This window comes from Dactylosporangium sp. CS-047395 (assembly GCF_050942185.1).
GTDB lineage: Bacteria > Actinomycetota > Actinomycetes > Mycobacteriales > Micromonosporaceae > Dactylosporangium.
In genome coordinates this window covers 1,542,477-1,558,921 of sequence record NZ_CP192015.1, presented here as the reverse complement: position 1 = coordinate 1,558,921, position 16,445 = coordinate 1,542,477, and the positions used below count along the sequence as shown (strand labels likewise).

10 protein-coding genes and 1 riboswitch are annotated in these 16,445 nt (G+C 71.2%); of the genes, 6 read left to right on the top strand and 4 right to left on the bottom strand.

The window, feature by feature from the left end:
* The first annotated feature begins 53 nt into the window (after positions 1 to 53).
* Positions 54 to 479 (top strand): TipAS antibiotic-recognition domain-containing protein, encoded by a 426-nt coding sequence (locus ACQP00_RS07150; RefSeq protein ID WP_433216114.1) that lies wholly within the window; start codon positions 54 to 56, stop codon positions 477 to 479.
* Positions 480 to 523: 44 nt separating this feature from the next.
* Here the strand turns inward: ACQP00_RS07150 and ilvC are convergent, their stop codons facing one another.
* From ilvC to ACQP00_RS07135, 3 genes are all read right to left on the bottom strand, one after another.
* Positions 524 to 1,537 (bottom strand): ketol-acid reductoisomerase, encoded by a 1,014-nt coding sequence (ilvC, locus tag ACQP00_RS07145; protein ID WP_433216111.1) that lies wholly within the window; start codon positions 1,535 to 1,537, stop codon positions 524 to 526.
* A 61-nt stretch (positions 1,538 to 1,598) separates the two neighbouring features.
* Entirely contained in the window at positions 1,599 to 2,117 is a 519-nt protein-coding gene (ilvN, locus tag ACQP00_RS07140; protein WP_433216108.1) for an acetolactate synthase small subunit, read from the bottom strand.
* A 15-nt stretch (positions 2,118 to 2,132) separates the two neighbouring features.
* Positions 2,133 to 3,971: an acetolactate synthase large subunit gene (locus tag ACQP00_RS07135; RefSeq protein WP_433216105.1), complete on the bottom strand. Its 1,839-nt coding sequence runs from the start codon at positions 3,969 to 3,971 to the stop codon at positions 2,133 to 2,135.
* A 216-nt stretch (positions 3,972 to 4,187) separates the two neighbouring features.
* On the opposite strand from ACQP00_RS07135, the gene ilvD reads away from it, so the two are divergent.
* Positions 4,188 to 6,041, top strand: coding sequence for a dihydroxy-acid dehydratase (ilvD, locus tag ACQP00_RS07130; protein WP_433216102.1), 1,854 nt, complete (start codon positions 4,188 to 4,190; stop codon positions 6,039 to 6,041).
* 18 nt (positions 6,042 to 6,059) lie between these two features.
* Positions 6,060 to 6,146: riboswitch (ZMP/ZTP riboswitch) on the top strand.
* 18 nt (positions 6,147 to 6,164) lie between these two features.
* Entirely contained in the window at positions 6,165 to 7,415 is a 1,251-nt protein-coding gene (gene glyA, locus ACQP00_RS07125; RefSeq protein ID WP_433216099.1) for a serine hydroxymethyltransferase, read from the top strand.
* Between the two features lie 45 nt (positions 7,416 to 7,460).
* Here the strand turns inward: glyA and ACQP00_RS07120 are convergent, their stop codons facing one another.
* The gene (locus ACQP00_RS07120) at positions 7,461 to 12,254 is read right to left on the bottom strand and encodes a hypothetical protein (RefSeq protein ID WP_433216096.1); all 4,794 of its coding nucleotides are present in this window, start codon (positions 12,252 to 12,254) and stop codon (positions 7,461 to 7,463) included.
* A 221-nt stretch (positions 12,255 to 12,475) separates the two neighbouring features.
* Here ACQP00_RS07120 and ACQP00_RS07115 point away from each other — a divergent pair, with 221 nt between their 5' ends.
* From ACQP00_RS07115 to ACQP00_RS07105, 3 genes are all read left to right on the top strand, one after another.
* Complete coding sequence (locus ACQP00_RS07115; RefSeq protein WP_433216093.1) at positions 12,476 to 12,925, top strand: PH domain-containing protein; 450 nt, start codon at positions 12,476 to 12,478, stop codon at positions 12,923 to 12,925.
* 637 nt (positions 12,926 to 13,562) lie between these two features.
* A complete protein-coding gene (locus tag ACQP00_RS07110; protein ID WP_433216090.1) occupies positions 13,563 to 14,756 on the top strand; it encodes a PQQ-dependent sugar dehydrogenase in 1,194 nt (397 codons plus the stop codon).
* Complete coding sequence (locus tag ACQP00_RS07105) at positions 14,753 to 16,429, top strand: metallophosphoesterase family protein (RefSeq protein ID WP_433216087.1); 1,677 nt, start codon at positions 14,753 to 14,755, stop codon at positions 16,427 to 16,429. Before ACQP00_RS07110 ends, ACQP00_RS07105 begins: the two co-directional genes overlap by 4 nt.
* Positions 16,430 to 16,445: the final 16 nt, after the last annotated feature.

The following is a 16,445-nucleotide window of genomic DNA, read 5'->3' as shown; positions in this document are numbered from 1 at the left end:
CACGGTAACAACGGGGTTGACTCTCCAGCGGCTGGAGACTTCACGCTGGGAGCATGACGATGAACCTAACCCCCGACGAGAAGCGCGAGCTGTTCGGTGAGTTCGACCCCGACCAGCACGCCGAGGAGGCCGAGCAGCGGTGGGGCTCCACCGATGCGTACAAGGAGTCGGCTCGGCGCACCGCGCAGTACACGAAAAGCGACTGGGAGCGGATCAAGCAGGAGGCGGCCGAGAACACCGGGGCCTTCGCCGCGGCGTTCGAGGACGGGACGCCCGCCACCGACGCGCGGGCGATGGACCTGGCCGAGGCGCACCGGCAGCACATCAGCCGGTGGTTCTACGACTGCTCGCTCGAGATCCACCAGGGCCTCGGCGACATGTACGTCGCGGACCCCCGCTTCACCGCCAACTACGACACCGACCATCCGGGCCTGGCGGCGTACATCCGCGACGCGATCCGGGCCAACGCCGCGCGGTAGACACGAAGCGGGGCCCTCCGAAGAGGGCCCCGCTCGACGAACGATCAGGCGGTCTCGGTGATGGGCCGGTCGACCCAGCTCATCATCGAGCGGAGCTGACGCCCCGTCTCCTCGATCGGGTGGTTGGCACCCTGCTCGCGGTACTTCGTGAAGTTCGGCCGACCCGCGTCGTCCTCGGCGATCAGCTCGCGGGCGAACTCGCCCGACTGGATCTCGCCCAGGATGCGCTTCATCTCCTCCTTGACCCGGCCGTCGATGACGCGCGGGCCACGGGTGTAGTCGCCGTACTCGGCCGTGTCGGAGACGCTGTAGCGCATCCGCGCGATGCCGCCCTCGTACATGAGGTCCACGATGAGCTTGAGCTCGTGCAGGCACTCGAAGTAGGCGATCTCCGGGGCGTAGCCCGCCTCGGTGAGCACCTCGAAACCGGTCTGGACCAGGGCCGACGCGCCGCCGCAGAGCACGGCCTGCTCGCCGAAGAGGTCAGTCTCGGTCTCCTCCTTGAACGTGGTCTTGATCACGCCGGCGCGGGTGCCGCCGATGCCGGCCGCGTAGGCCAGCGCCAGCTGCTGCGCGTTGCCGGTGGCGTCCTGCTCGATCGCGATGAGGCAGGGCACGCCCTTGCCGTCGACGAACTGGCGGCGGACCAGGTGACCCGGTCCCTTCGGGGCGACCATGCACACGTCGACGTCCGCGGGCGGCGTGATGAGGCCGAAGCGGATGTTGAGGCCGTGGCCGAAGAAGAGCGCCTTGCCGGCGGTCAGGTTCGGGGCGACGTGCTCGGCGTACAGGGAGCGCTGGACCGTGTCGGGCGCGAGGATCATGATCACGTCCGCCTCGGCGCTCGCCTCGGCCGGGGTGAGGACGCGCAGGCCCTGCTCCTCGGCCTTGGCGCGGCTCTTGGACCCCTCGGGCAGGCCGATGCGCACGTCGACGCCGGAGTCGCGCAGGCTCAGCGCGTGGGCGTGGCCCTGGCTGCCGTAGCCCAGCACCGCGACCTTGCGGCCCTGAATCAACGACAGGTCGGCGTCGTCGTCGTAAAACACCTCGGCGGGCATTGACTTTCCTCTCAAAACGACCGAAACCGGTCAAACGATCAGAACCAACGAGCGAAAGTTCTCAGGCCGCGGCGCGGAGCGCCGGGCCGGTCGTGATGGAGCGCGAACCGCGGCCGATGGCCACGACGCCCGACTGGACCATTTCTTTGATACCGAACGGCTCCAGGTCACGAAGCAGCGCGTCCAGCTTTTCCGACGTCCCGGTCGCCTCGATGGTGAGGGCGTCCGCGGCGACGTCGACCACACGGGCCCGGAACAGCGCCACGGTCTCGAGGACCTGCGAGCGCACCGGGCGTTCCGCGCGGACCTTCACCAGCAGCAGCTCGCGCTGCACGCTGGCGGTGGTGTCGAGTTCGACGATCTTCAGCACCTGCACGAGCTTGTTGAGCTGCTTGGTGACCTGTTCCAGCGGCGATTCGTCCGCGTTGACCACGATCGTCATCCGGGAGACCTCGGGGTGCTCGGTCTCGCCGACGGCCAGGGAGTCGATGTTGAAGCCCCGGCGGGCGAACAGCCCCGCGACGCGGGCCAGTATGCCGGGCTTGTTCTCCACCAGGACGGAGAGCGTGTGCTTGGCCATGGTTGCGAGGTCTCCCTACACGTCGTCCTGGTCGAACGCGGGACGGACGCCCCGCGCGAACATGATCTCGTCGTTGCTGGTGCCGGCGGCCACCATGGGCCACACCATCGCGTCCTTGCCGACCACGAAGTCGATCACCACGGGCTGGTCGGTGACCTTCATCGCGGCCTCGATCGTCGCGTCGACGTCGCGCTTGGTCTCGCAGCGCAGCCCCACGCATCCGAGCGCGTCGGCCAGCTTCACGAAGTCCGGGATCCGGTGCTTGTGGGTGCCGAGCTCGGTGTTGGAGTACCGCTGGTCGTAGAACAGCGTCTGCCACTGCCGGACCATCCCCAGGTTGCCGTTGTTGATCACGGCGACCTTGATCGGGATGCCCTCCAGCGCGCAGGTGGCCAGCTCCTGGTTGGTCATCTGGAAGCAGCCGTCGCCGTCGATCGCCCAGACCACCTTGTCCGGTCGGCCGACCTTGGCCCCCATCGCCGCGGGCACCGCGTAGCCCATGGTGCCCAGGCCGCCCGAGTTGAGCCAGGTGGCCGGGTGCTCGTACTTGATGAACTGGGCGGCCCACATCTGGTGCTGCCCGACGCCGGCCGTGTAGATCGCGTCCGGGCCGACCAGGCTGCCGATCCGCTCGATCACGTACTGCGGCGCGAGGGTGCCGTCGGAGGGCTCCTCGTAGCCCAGCGGGTACCGGCCGCGGATGTCGTCCAGGGTCGCCCACCAGTCCTTGAGGACCGGCTTGCGCCCGGCCGCGTGCTCGGCCGAGACCGCGGCGATGAGCTCCTCGATCACGTGCTTGGCGTCGCCCACGATCGGCACGTCGGCGGTGCGGTTCTTGCCGATCTCGGCCGGGTCGATGTCGGCGTGGATGACGGCCGCGTTCGGCGCGAAGGTCGACAGCTCGCCGGTGACCCGGTCGTCGAACCGGGCGCCGAGGGTGATCAGCAGGTCCGACTTCTGCAGCGCGTACACCGCGCCGACCGAACCGTGCATGCCCGGCATGCCCATGTGCTGCGGGTGCGAGTCGGGGAACGCGCCGCGGGCCATCAGCGTGGTGACGACCGGGGCGCCGGTCAGCTCGGCCAGCTTCAGCAGCACCTCGGAGGCCTGGGCCTTCACGACGCCGCCGCCGACATAGAGCACCGGGCGGCGGGCGCCGGCGATCAGGCGGGCCGCCTCGCGGATCTGCTTGCCGTGCGGGTGCAGCGTCGGGTGGTACCCCGGAAGCTCCATCGTCGGCGGCCACTTGAACGTGGTCTTGTTCTGCAGCACGTCCTTCGGGATGTCGACCAGCACCGGGCCGGGGCGACCGGTGCCGGCCAGGTGGAACGCCTCGGCGAGCACCCGCGGCAGCTCCTCGCCCGACTGGACCAGGTAGTTGTGCTTGGTGATCGGCAGCGTGATGCCGGCGATGTCCGCCTCCTGGAAGGCGTCCGTGCCGATCGAGGCCGAGCTGACCTGCCCGGTGATCGCGACCATGGCGACCGAGTCCATGTAGGCGTCGGCGATCGGGGTGACCAGGTTGGTCGCGCCCGGGCCCGACGTCGCCATGCACACGCCGACCTTGCCGGTCGCCTGCGCGTAGCCGGTCGCGGCGTGCCCGGCGCCCTGCTCGTGGCGGACCAGGATGTGCCGGACGCTCTCCGAGTCGAACAGCGGGTCGTACGCCGGGAGGATCGCGCCGCCGGGAATGCCGAACACGACGTCGGCCCCGAGGGCCTCGAGCGAGCGGACGAGTACCTGCGCGCCGGTGAGCAGTTCCGCGGAGACCGGCTGCGCGGCCTTCTTCGGGTCGGCCGCCGGCGGGGTCGGATGCGCTCGGTGGGCGAGGACTTCTGGCGTGGGTCTCGTCATCGCAGTTCGCACTTTCGCTCGAAGGTGTCTAGGCAAAGGCTCCGGACATGAAAAAACCCCACGTGCTCGGCACGGGGGGCTAGCGCGCTGACGGCAGGCGTCGGCGCGCTAGATGATAAGTACTCGGAGCGACCTCGACGACATGAGCCCACTTTGGCGCATCTCATGGCCTGAGTCAACCTATCCCAGGATGCGGAACGTGTCAGACTCGCAGGTATGCCCGAGCTGCGGTCCAAGACCTCCACTTCTGGTCGCAACATGGCCGGCGCACGCGCCCTCTGGCGCGCCACCGGCATGACCGACTCCGACTTCGGTAAGCCGATTGTCGCCATCGCCAACAGTTTCACGCAGTTCGTGCCGGGCCACGTCCACCTTCGCAACCTCGGCATGATCGTCGCCGACGCGGTCGCGGAGGCGGGAGGCGTCGCCAAGGAGTTCAACACCATCGCCGTCGACGACGGCATCGCCATGGGCCACGGCGGGATGCTCTACTCGCTGCCCAGTCGCGAGCTCATCGCCGACGCCGTCGAGTACATGGTGCAGGCCCACTGCGCCGATGCCCTCGTGTGCATCTCCAACTGCGACAAGATCACCCCCGGCATGCTGCTCGCCGCCCTCCGCCTCAACATCCCCACCGTCTTCGTCTCCGGCGGCCCCATGGAAGCCGGCAAGACCGTCGCCATCGAGGGCGTCGTCCACGAGAAGGACGCCAAGCTCGACCTCATCGACGCGATGATCGCCTCCGCCAACGAGGCCGTCTCGGACGCGCAGCTCGACCAGATCGAGCGCTCCGCCTGCCCGACGTGCGGCTCCTGCTCCGGCATGTTCACCGCCAACTCGATGAACTGCCTCACCGAGGCGATCGGCCTGGCCCTGCCCGGCAACGGCTCGACGCTGGCCACCCACGCCGCGCGCAAGGCCCTGTTCGAAAAGGCCGGATCGCTGATCGTCGAGCTCTGCCGCCGGTACTACACGAATGACGACGCGTCCGTGCTCCCGCGCGCGATCGCGTCCCGCCCCGCCTTCGAGAACGCCGTCGCGCTGGACGTCGCGATGGGCGGCTCCACCAACACGGTGCTGCATTTGCTCGCGGCCGCGCGTGAGGCCCAGCTCGACTTCTCGGTGGCCGACATCGACGCGATCTCGCGCCGCGTGCCGTGCCTGGCAAAGGTGGCGCCGAACACGCAGAAGTACCACATGGAGGACGTCCACCGGGCCGGCGGCATCCCGGCCATCATGGGCGAGCTGTCGCGCGGAGGCCTGCTGGACGAGTCGGTGTCCTCCGTGCACTCCGCGTCGTTCCGCGAGTGGCTGGACGACTGGGACATCCGCGGCGGCAAGGCCACCGATCAGGCGCTCGCGCTGTTCCACGCCGCGCCGGGCGGTGTCCGTACCACGGAACCGTTCTCGACCGAGAACCGCTGGAACTCGCTCGACACGGACGGCGCGGACGGCTGCATCCGCAGCGTCGAGCACGCCTACACCAAGGACGGCGGCCTCGCGATCCTGTTCGGCAACCTCGCGCCCGAGGGCGCCGTGGTGAAGACGGCGGGCGTGCCCGAGGAGAACCTGACCTTCACCGGCACCGCGAAGGTCTTCGAGTCGCAGGAGGCCGCGGTCGACGGCATCCTCGCGAAGCACATCGTCCCGGGCGACGTCGTGGTGATCCGCTACGAGGGCCCCAAGGGCGGTCCCGGCATGCAGGAGATGTTGTACCCCACGAGCTTCCTCAAGGGCCGCGGGCTCGGACGCGCGTGTGCGCTGATCACCGACGGGCGCTTCTCCGGCGGCACCTCCGGCCTCTCCATCGGCCACATCAGCCCGGAGGCGGCCGGCGGCGGGCTCATCGCGCTCGTCGAGGACGGCGACCGCATCGAGATCGACATCCCGAACCGCTCCATCCACCTCGCCGTGCCCGACGAGGAGCTGGCCGCGCGCCGCATCGCGCAGGAGAAGCGCGAGCGCCCGTTCACCCCGCTCGACCGCGAGCGCCCGGTGTCGGCGGCGCTGCGTGCATACGCGTCGATGGCCACCTCGGCCAGCGACGGCGCGTACCGCCGCGTGCCGTAGGTTTCCGCTAGGATGTGCGCCAGTTACCGCGACTGGCGCACATCAAGGTGGAACCGACCACCGGGGAGCTTCCGATCGCGGGCACCGCGCGCCTGGGTGCCCCGGCGTATCAGGAGGCTGCGCATGCGCGTTGCTCTGGAACAAGCGGATCCCCAGGTCGCCGCCCTCATCCGGGCCGAGACCGAGCGCCAGCACGACACCCTGCGGATGATCGCCTCGGAGAACTACGTCTCCCAGGCCGTCCTCGAGGCGACCGGCTCGGTGCTGACCAACAAGTACTCCGAGGGCTACCCCGGCAAGCGCTACTACGAGGGCCAGCGCTTCATCGACCCGCTCGAGGAGCTGGCGATCGCCCGGGCCCGGTCCCTGTTCGGCGTCGATCACGCCAACGTCCAGCCGTACTCCGGCTCGCCCGCGAACCTCGCCGTGTACCTGGCCCTGGCCCAGCCGGGCGACACGGTCATGGGCATGGCGCTGCCGATGGGCGGTCACCTCACGCACGGCTGGCCGGTCTCGGCGACGGGCGCGTGGTTCCGCGCCGTCCAATACGGGGTCCGCCGCGACACGGGCCGCGTCGACTTCGACGAGGTGCGTGACCTGGCCCTGCGCGAGCGTCCAAAGATCATTTTCTGCGGGGGTACCGCGCTCCCGCGCACCATCGACTTCCCGCGCTTCGCCGAGATCGCCCGGGAGGTCGGCGCCGTGCTCGTGGCCGACATCGCGCACATCGCGGGCCTCATCGCCGGCGGCGCGCATCCGAGCCCGGCCGGCCACGCCGAGGTCATCTCCACCACCACGCACAAGACCCTCCGCGGCCCGCGCGGCGCGATGCTCATGTGCGACGAACGGCACGCGAAGGCCATCGACAAGGCGGTGTTCCCGGGCCTGCAGGGCGGCCCGCACAACCACACCACGGCGGGCATCGCGGTCGCGCTGGGCGAGGCCTCGCAGCCTTCCTTTTCGGTGTACGCCCAGCAGGTCGTCGCCAACGCCCACGCCCTCGCGTCGGCGCTGCTCGAGCACGGCTTCGATCTCGTCAGTGGCGGTACCGACAACCACCTGCTCCTGCTCGACCTCACCGGCAAGTCCATCGGCGGCAAGCCCGCCGCCAAGGCCCTGGACCGCGCCGGCATCGAGACGAACTACAACACAGTGCCGTACGACACGCGCAAGCCCTTCGACCCCTCGGGCCTGCGCATCGGCACGCCCGCCCTGACCACGCGCGGCCTCACGCCCGCCGAGATGCCCCAGGTCGCGACCTGGATCTCCCGCGCCGTGGACGCCGCCCTGAAGTCGGACGACGCGGCGCTGGACGTGATCGCCGCGGAGGTACGCGAACTGCTGTCCGCCTACCCGATGCCGGGCCGGGACTGACCTCGCTTTTCGGGGCGCCTCTTCCTCAGGGGCGCCCCGATCGCCTCATTTCCGGCCCAGGAACCGGCGGCCCTTCTTCTCCTTGGGCTCCTCGTCGAGATTGAGCTCCAGGGGCGCGAGGTCCTCGAACGCCGAAAGCTCCCGCTTACGCTGCTCGGGAATCCGCTCCGGCGGCGGCTTCTGGCCACCCCAGTCGTCGTTCCGGGGCTCATTCCGCGCGGCCGGCCGCTCCTCATCGCGCGGCATCGGGCGGTCTTCGTTGCGCGGCATCGGGCGGTCTTCGTTGCGCGGCGCCGGGCGGTCTTCGTTGGTGGCCGCACTGCGGTCCCAGCGCGTGGTCGCCTCGCCGGCCCAATCGTTGCCGGACTCCTCGGGCTGCTTCTTGGCGTCCTTGTCCTTGTTACGGCCCCAGCGGGACTTCTTGCCCTTCTCCTCGGCCGGCGCAGGCGCGGGAGCGGCGGTTGCCGGGTCCCACCAGGCCTCCTCGCCCTGCGCGGGCTGCGCGGACCACGCCTGGGTCGGCGCCGGCTCGGGAGCGGCGGACCACGGCTGGGTGGGCGGCGGCGGCTCGGGAGCGGCAGACCAGGCCTGATTGGCCGGGCGCTGTTCCGCCGCAGGGGCGGAGTTCCGCTCCCAGGCATCGGTGGGCCGCCGATCCCGCACCGGCGGCGCGGGCTGGTTCCCCCACGGCTCATTCCCGGGCTGAGGCTGCTGCGGGCGGCCCGCATTGCCGACGTTTCCAGAATTGCCGACGTTTCCAGCATTGTCGGCGTTGTAGGCATCGTCGGCATTGTCGGCGGCCCATGCCTGAGTGCGCTCAAACGGCCGGTTGAAATCCGCGCTGTCCCCAGCCGGCGGATACATTCCCTGAGACGCATGCTGATCGACGTTCTCGACGTCGCCCGGCGCCCGATCCCGCCGCCGAATGGACCGCGAAGCGGGATCCGACTCCCACGTACGCCGCAACTCCAGCGGCTTCGCCACCAACTCGGGCGCGTCCCCGTCGAACAGGTTTCCGGTGAACGCCTGCCGCTCGGGGCGACGTCGCTGTTCCTGCTGCTGCGGCGCCTCACGCCCGGCAGGCTCCTGCGGCCACTCGCTCCCGGCGCGCTCCTGCGGCGCCTGACGCCCGGCGCGCTCCTGCGGCCACTCGCTCTCAGCGCGCTCCTGGGGCCACTCACTCCCGGCACGCTCCTGCGGCAACTCGCTCCCGGCGCGCTCCTGGGGCAACTCGCTCCCGGCGCGCCATTCGACGGACGGCCGCTCAGACGCGCCGGCGGGTGGCCACGCCACGGAGGGCCGCGCGGACGCGGCAGAACCGGCCCGCCACTCAACCGACGGCCGCTCGGACGCGGGCGGCGCGAACTGCCCCGACTGCGCCGACTGCTCAGCCCGCGATCGCCAGTCTTCGGCCGGCGCCTGCTCCGATCCGGCCCGCCACTCAACCGCCGGCCGCGCGGACGACTCCGACTCCGACCGCCAGTCCCCCGGCGCCGGCTGATTCCCCGGCTGCCAGTCCACATTGGCCCGCGCGGACGCGTCCGAGCCGGACCGCCAGTCCCCCGACGCCTGCTCACTGCCCGCCTGCCAGTCCACATTCGGCCGCCCGGACGCATCCGAGCTGGACCGCCAGTCCGTCGATGGCTGCTCGTTCCCAGGCCGCCAGTCCACAGCCGGCCGCCCGGACGCGTCCGAGCTGGACCGCCAGTCCGCCGATGGCTGTTCATTGCCCGGTTGCCAGTCCACCTGAGGCCGCGCGGACGCCTCCGGAGCGGACCGCCACTCGACGGAGGGCCGCTCGGTCATCCGCTGCACCGGCTCCGCAGGCGGCGGCCACTCCGCCGCGGGCCGCTCGGACGCGCGCGCACCCCGCCAGGATTCGGCCACCGGCTCCGGCGCACGGGAGTCCCGCCACGACGGTTCAGCGACAGGCTCGGGCGCGCGCGAATCCCGCCAGGACTCGCTTACCGGCTCGGGCGTCCGCTGATCACGCCACGACCGCTCCACCACCGGCTCCGGCGCACGCTGATCACGCCACGACTCCGCGACCGGCTCGGGGGCACGCTGATCACGCCACGAGGGCTCCGCCACGGGCTCGGGCGCACGCTGATCACGCCAGGACTCGGCCACCGGCTCCGGCGTACGCGCGTCGCGCCACGACGGCTCCACGACCGGCTCCGGACTCTGGCTCGCGCGCCACGACGGCTCGGCCACCGGCTCGGACGTGCGGCTGTCACGCCACGACTCGCCAGCCGGCTCGGACGTGCGGCCGTCACGCCACGACTCGCCAGCCGGCTCCGACGCGTGATCGTCACGCCACGACCGCTCGGCCGCTGGCTGCGACGCGCGGCTGTCGCGCCAAGACTGCTCCGCCGCGGGCTCGGACGCGCGGCTCTCACGCCAAGACTGCTCCGCCACCGGCTCCGACGTGCGGCTCTCACGCCACGAGTCTGCGGGCGGCTCTGACGTGCGGGATTCGCGTGGCGTGTCGGCGGGCTGCGCGGAAGCGCGGTAGTCCGTCTCACCCCAGGAGGACGCCCGGTCGGGCCGGCCGTTCTCCGGAGAGTCGGTCCATGTGCCGGGCTCGTAGCTCACCGGGAAGTCATCGGCGTCGCTGGACCACCGGAACCGCTCGCCCGGCGCGGGAGTCTCCCCGCCCATCGGCGACCAGGAGCGGCGCCCGGAGGAATCGCTGCCGTCCTCGGCCGCCCAGGCGGCCAGCTGGCTCGCGGAGTCGTTGTCCCAGTTTCCGACGAGTTCGCGGGTGGCCCGGGCCTCCCACGACGCGTCCGGTTCTTCCTGCGCGGACGCGTCCGAGCGGCGCCCGGGAGCGCCAGACTCGCCATCGCGACCACCGCCGTACGACGGGTCGCGATCGGGGCGCCCGTCGATGCCGTAGTCCGAGTTCCGCTCAGAACGCAAGCCAGCTCCAATGTCCGAATCGCGGCCTGATCGGAGACCGGCACCGATGCCGGAATCACGTTCAGGACGCGCACCAGCACCAAGGTTCGAATTGCCATCAGCGCCCGAGCCGCCACCGCGGCCTAGCGACGCTTTCGCAGAGTCGGAATCGCGCTCCAAGCGACCCGTGGAACCAAACTCGGCGTCACGTTCTCCGCGATCCGCGGAACCGAACGCAGCATCGCGATCGTCCGCACCGAACTCGTCGCCACGGTCGATGCGGCCCGCAGACCCGAAATCCGCCCCGCGACCCTCGGAACCGAACTCGCCATCACGGTCGCGACGGCCCGCAGAACCGAAATCCGCACCACGACCCTCGGAACCGAACTCGCCACTACGGTCACCTCGGCCCGCAGAACCGAAATCCGCACCATGGCCCTCGGAACCGAACTCGCCATTTCGGCCGCGACGGCCCGCAGAACCGGGCTCCGTGTCATGATCCGCGGAACCGGAACCGGCATTGCGGCGGCGACGGGCCGCGGAACCGTATTCCGCATCACTGTCGAAACGGCCCGTGGCATCAGGATCGCGCTTGCGGCCTGTGCGCGAGCGGGAACCGGCTTTCGTTGCGGTACCGGATAAGTCGGAAACGCTCGAAATGGCGTCGGCCCCGAATGCATCGTCGGCGTCCGCGTCGGAGTCGGGCGGGACTTCCAGGGCGGCGTCGCCGGCCTCGCCGCGCGCGGATGCGCTTCTGGCCAGGCGGCCGAGCTTTGCCCGCATGACGCCGTTGCCGGGGCGCCACGTCGCGGCGGGGGTGGTCGGTTCCGGGGTGGCGCCGCCCAGCACGGTGGGCAGCGCGCCGGGAGCGCCCGGGGGCGAGGACGCCGCGGCGGCGAAGGCGGCGTCGGTCGGCGACGTGGCGGGCGTGCGCTCCTCCGACGACGCGGCCTCGCGGGCGAAGGTGCGCGGGAGCGACAGGGGCTCCGGCAGCTCGTTGCCCGCCGCGAGGACGAGGAGGCGCTCCATGACGTGGAGGTCGACGCGGTACGGCTCCGCGGCCAGCCAGCGCCCCGCGGCGTCGGCCATCTCGTGGGAGTGCACGAGGTGCAGGTGCTCGCCGGGCGCCACCGAGATGACGAGGTCCTCGGAGACGTCGCCGCGGGAGGGGGCGACCACGAGGTACCCGCGGACGGAGCCGCCGACCTTGGCCAGCTGCTCGCGCCAGGTGTGCACCTCCGCGGCCAGGCCGTCGACGTCCTCCGAGCCCGGCACGAACAGGCGGCCGCCGCGCAGGACCTGGCCCGCGGCGTCCATCGTGAACTCGCCGTGCGGCCAGACCGTCGGCAGGAAGAGCGCGACGCGGCGGCCGGCGGAGACGAGATGCGTGCAGCCGCCCTCGCCCAGGGCGAAGAAACGGGCGCTGGGAATCGCCTCGAGCTCTTTCAGGCGCGGGAGCGTGTCGTCGGGCTTGCCCCACCAACGGCGCCCGCTCACCGCCTCGTCGATCGACAGACGTGATACCCGGCGGGCGTCCATGAGGAGGGCGGAAAGGAAAGATCCGGCCAGCGGTACCACATAAGCGAGATTGATGCCGATGAAGCCAAGAACGCCGAGGATGTCGAACCAGCTGTCCGGCAGGCGACCGCGCGTGGCCACACCCCAGGCGACCGCGCCCGCCACGATGGTCAGGATCGCGAAGAGCGGGAAGCCGCGCAGCGTGAGCACCACCACACCGGCGAGCGCGATGATCGCCGCGGCGCCCCAGATGATGCTGAGTTCCTTGATCCCCCAGCCGGCCACGGCCAGCGCGACCAGCACCGAGGCGACGACCAGCGCGGTGGCGACGGCCCCGGTCGGCCGCACCGCGACCCGCTTGCTGCGCTTGATGCCCTCGGCCCACTGGGCGGGCGCATCGCGGCGGAAAGTGGTGGTCACGTCCTGCCCTCCCCCCACGGGCACCAACCCGCAAAGCCGGACATATCGACGTCGATCGCCCGACGAGCCCCCCGGCCGGTCGCGATCTCGTCAAACACGGCACCGAGCGTAACCCCGGCGACCGGCGTCGGCGAAGGGCGGCCGTTCTGATCCCCCACGGCGCTCAGTATGCCCGCCCGGGCGCGCGGAGGCAGTTCCTCGAAAGGTGGGAGGATGGCTGTGTGAGCAACCAGGTCAAGGTCAAGTTCCGGCGCAGCGCCGCCCTCGCCGTGGCGGCGGGCATCACCGTGATCGGTGCCGTTCCGCTGGCCGCCGAGAGCCTCTGGTTCCTGCTGGTACTCCTGATTCCCCTGGCCATCGCCGTCTGGGCCTGGCGCGCGGGCACGGACGTGAGCGAGCGCGGCTTCACGGTGCGCGCCCTGTTCGGCAGCCGCTCGTTCCAGTGGGCCGCGGTGGACGGCCTCGTGACGTCGGACGGCACGGTGTACGCCCGCCTGGCCAACGGCCACCTGGTCCCCCTGGACGCCGTGCGCCCGAGCGACGTCCCGCGCGTGATCAAAGCCAGCGGTCAGCCCCTCGATTCCGACCAAACGGCGGACACGGACGCGACGGACGGTGCGGGCGCCGACACCGACGATGACCACGAGGACACCCCGCAGCCCGCGAAGTAGCCCGCGAAGTAGCCCGCCCTCCCGCGCGGACGCGCCGCGAACCGCCGCGACGCCGCCGGGCATACCGATATACAAGCGAGACCTGGACGCCGCCTGCCGGGGGGAACCCGATCACCGGGCCACGACGCAACGTCCGTACGCGCGGACGCGGCGTGAGGCAGATCTGACGCGCCACTGCGGCCGCGGCATGAAACAGCCACGCGGACGCGCCACGTAGCGCCGGCCGCCGAACGCCACGGGCAATCCCAGTCGCGCGGAGGCGACCCGCGGCGCGGGCAAAGCACGACGCGCGGAAGCGAGCACCGCGGAAGCGACGCGCGGAGGCGGGCACCGCGGACGCGACGCGCGGGCGCGGCCCGCTGAGCGCGGGGCAATCCGATACGCAGGCACGATGAGTTGCCGTCCGTCACGACGCGACCGAGCGCGCCAACAACGCAGCCCCCGAAGCCACCGGTAAACGCAAACGCAAAGCGCAACGTCGCGCCGACAAATGCGACGCACAAATGGCGCCGAGGTGACCACGCAATGACCCCGCGCGATACGGGCACGTCGCGCGCAGGAGGAGGTTGGGAAGACAGCAGGGTGGAAGGGCGGTTCGAAAACGCCGCGCTCAGGGGGCAACGCTACGCTTGGGCGGGTGAGCGCCCGGACGTACCGTTTTGCCGGCCGGAAAGCCGGTCGTAGCCTCGCCGTCGTCTGCGCGGCTGCGGCCGCCATGGCCCTCGGGGCCTGTTCGTTCGGGCCGCCCCCGCCGGACGAGCTCGGGTCGCCGCCGAAGATGTCGCCCTATCCCTCGCCGACCAGGTCGGGGTCCGGCAGCGACGAGGACGGTGGGGCCGAGGTCTCGGTGACGGTGCTGGCCAAGGGGCTGGCGGTGCCGTGGGGCATCGCGTTCCTGCCGGACGGGTCCGGGCTGGTGACCGAGCGGGACAGCAAGCGGCTGCTCAAGGTCGGCAAGGAGACCACGTCCGACGGGATGCTGGTCGCCGAGCTGCAGAAGATCGACGCGGCCGTGCCCGGGGGCGAGGGCGGACTGCTCGGGATCGCTGTTTCGCCGCAGTACGACACGGATAAGACGATCTTTGTGTACTACACCACGCAGGACGACAACCGCGTGGCCAAGCTGACGCTGGGCCAGGCGCCCGCGCCGATTCTGACCGGCATCCCCAAGGGCAGCGTGCACAACGGCGGGCAGATCCGGTTCGGGCCGGACGGGTTCCTGTACGTCGCGACCGGCGACGCCGACAAGCAGGAGACGGCGCAGGACCTCGGCAGCCTGGGCGGCAAGATCCTGCGCATCCAGCCCGACGGGAAGCCGGCGCCCGGTAACCCGTTCGGAACCGCCGTGTACAGCTACGGACATCGCAACGTGCAAGGGTTCGCCTGGGACAAGAACAAGCGCATGTACGCGATGGAGTACGGGGCGGCGGATGCCGATGAGCTCAACGTGATCGAGGCCGGCAAGAACTACGGCTGGCCCGCGGTGGAGGGCAAGGGCACCGACCCCAAGTTCACGAACCCGATCTACACCTGGAAGACGGCCGACGCGTCGTGCGCGGGGCTGGCCTATCTCAGCGGGTTCCTCGTGACCTCCTGTCTCAAGGGCCAGCGGATGTACGTCATGCAGGTCACCGACACCGGCACGCTCCTCGGCGCGCCCGCGCCGCTGCTGCAGGACAAGTACGGCCGGTTGCGCGCGGCCGCGGTCGCCCCGGACGGCAGCCTGTGGATCTCGACGTCGAACAAGGACGGCCGGGGCGAGGCCAAGCCGGACGACGACCAGATCCTGCGCCTGGTGATCAGCGATGTCGGCGAGGCCGGCAAGAGTTGACCTCGCCGTTCCGCCGTCGCGCCGCGCTGGCCGCCCGCAGGGCGCGGCGGCGGGCGATCGTCATGGCCGCCGGGCGCCGGCACCACCCGGCCGGCCCGGCGAGCGGCCGCGTGCGGCCCCCGAAGCACCCGCGGTTGCGCCGGCTCGGGCGCGGGCTCCTCGTGGGCCTGGTGGCCGTCGTCGGCATGCTGATCGGGGTCTCCCTCGGCGGGACGACGACGCAGGACATCGGCCCCTTCCGCGCGCAGCTGTCGCTCACCCCGTCGTTCTACGGCGACACCTCGGTCGAGATCCCGCCGCTGGGCTCGCTGGAGCTGGACAGCCACGACGGGCCGGCGCACCTGCGCATCCGGCTGGAGTCGCTGGACGAGGCGCGCACCCGCGCGTTCGCGGCGAAGTCGGGCAACCTCGAGCAGATCAGCCACGACGCGGTCGACCAGCTCAACCTCGGCGTACGGCGGCTTGCGCTGCAGACGGCGGGCTGCGGCCTGCTCGGCGGCATGATCCTGGTCTTCCTGGTGTTCCGGGCCCGGCGCGAGACCGCGATCGCGGGGATCGTGGTGATCGGCGTGCTCGCCTCGACCGGCGCGGCCACGCTGCTGACGTTCAAGCCGGCCGCGATCCAGGAGCCGACGTACCGTGGCCTGCTCGTCAACGCCCCGGCCATCATCGGTGACGCGCGGCGGATCACCGACCGGTACGAGGAGTACCGCGACCAGCTGCAGAAGCTCGTGCTCAACGTCAGCAAGCTGTACGGCACGATCTCGTCGCTGCCGGTGTACGAGCCGGACACGAGCGCGACCAAGGTGCTGCACATCTCCGACATGCACCTGAACCCCGCGGCGTGGGGCGTCGTGCGCTCGGTCGCGGACCAGTTCGACATCGACATGATCGTCGATACGGGTGACATCAACGACTGGGGCAGCGAGCCCGAGGCGTCGTACGTGAACGCCATCGGCGAGCTGAAGGTCCCGTACCTGTACATCCGCGGCAACCACGACTCGGCGGTCACCGCGGCCGCGGTCGGCCGCCAGCCCAACGCCATCGTGCTCGACGACACGATCGTCACGGTCAAGGGGATCACCTTCGCCGGCATCGGCGACCCGCGGTTCACCCCGGACAAGTCGACCGACGAGTCGAACGAGGAGCAGCACCAGGAGGTCGTCGCGTCGGGCGACATGCTCGCCGACAAGATCCGCACCAGCGGCAAGACGGTCGACGTCGCGATGGTGCACGACCCGGTCGCCGCTCAGGAGCTGGCCGGGCTGTGCCCGCTGGTGCTGGCCGGGCACAAGCACGAGCGCTCGGTCGCGCGGCTCAACCCCAACCCGGGCGTCCTCGCGCCGCTGCCGCAGGCCTCGCCGTCGACGTCCGCGTCGCCCGCGGTCAAGGCGCTGCAGGAGCGCACCCTGCTCATGGTCGAGGGCTCCACCGGCGGGGCGGGACTGCGCGGACTGGAGAGCACGAAGCCCTTGCCGCTCGCCCTTTCGATTTTGTACTTCGATCAGAACCGCCACCTTTCCGCCTACGACGACATCCAGGTGGGCGGCACCGGCCTGACCGAGGTCGCCCTGCAGCGCCACATCGTGCAGCCGGACACCAAGGCCGCCCCGACGCCGGAGCCGTCCGCGCCCGCGTCGTCACCCGCGGCGTCCCCCACCCCGTCGCGGTAGACGGACAGCCCGGGTC

What these genes read in the sequence shown, in the direction of transcription:
- ilvN (WP_433216108.1), bottom strand. Translation starts at nt 2,117, where the DNA reads ATGGCCAAGCACACGCTCTCCGTCCTGGTGGAGAACAAGCCCGGCATA.
- ilvD (WP_433216102.1), top strand. Translation starts at nt 4,188, where the DNA reads ATGCCCGAGCTGCGGTCCAAGACCTCCACTTCTGGTCGCAACATGGCC.
- ACQP00_RS07135 (WP_433216105.1), bottom strand. Translation starts at nt 3,971, where the DNA reads ATGACGAGACCCACGCCAGAAGTCCTCGCCCACCGAGCGCATCCGACC.
- glyA (WP_433216099.1), top strand. Translation starts at nt 6,165, where the DNA reads ATGCGCGTTGCTCTGGAACAAGCGGATCCCCAGGTCGCCGCCCTCATC.
- ilvC (WP_433216111.1), bottom strand. Translation starts at nt 1,537, where the DNA reads ATGCCCGCCGAGGTGTTTTACGACGACGACGCCGACCTGTCGTTGATT.
- ACQP00_RS07150 (WP_433216114.1), top strand. Translation starts at nt 54, where the DNA reads ATGACGATGAACCTAACCCCCGACGAGAAGCGCGAGCTGTTCGGTGAG.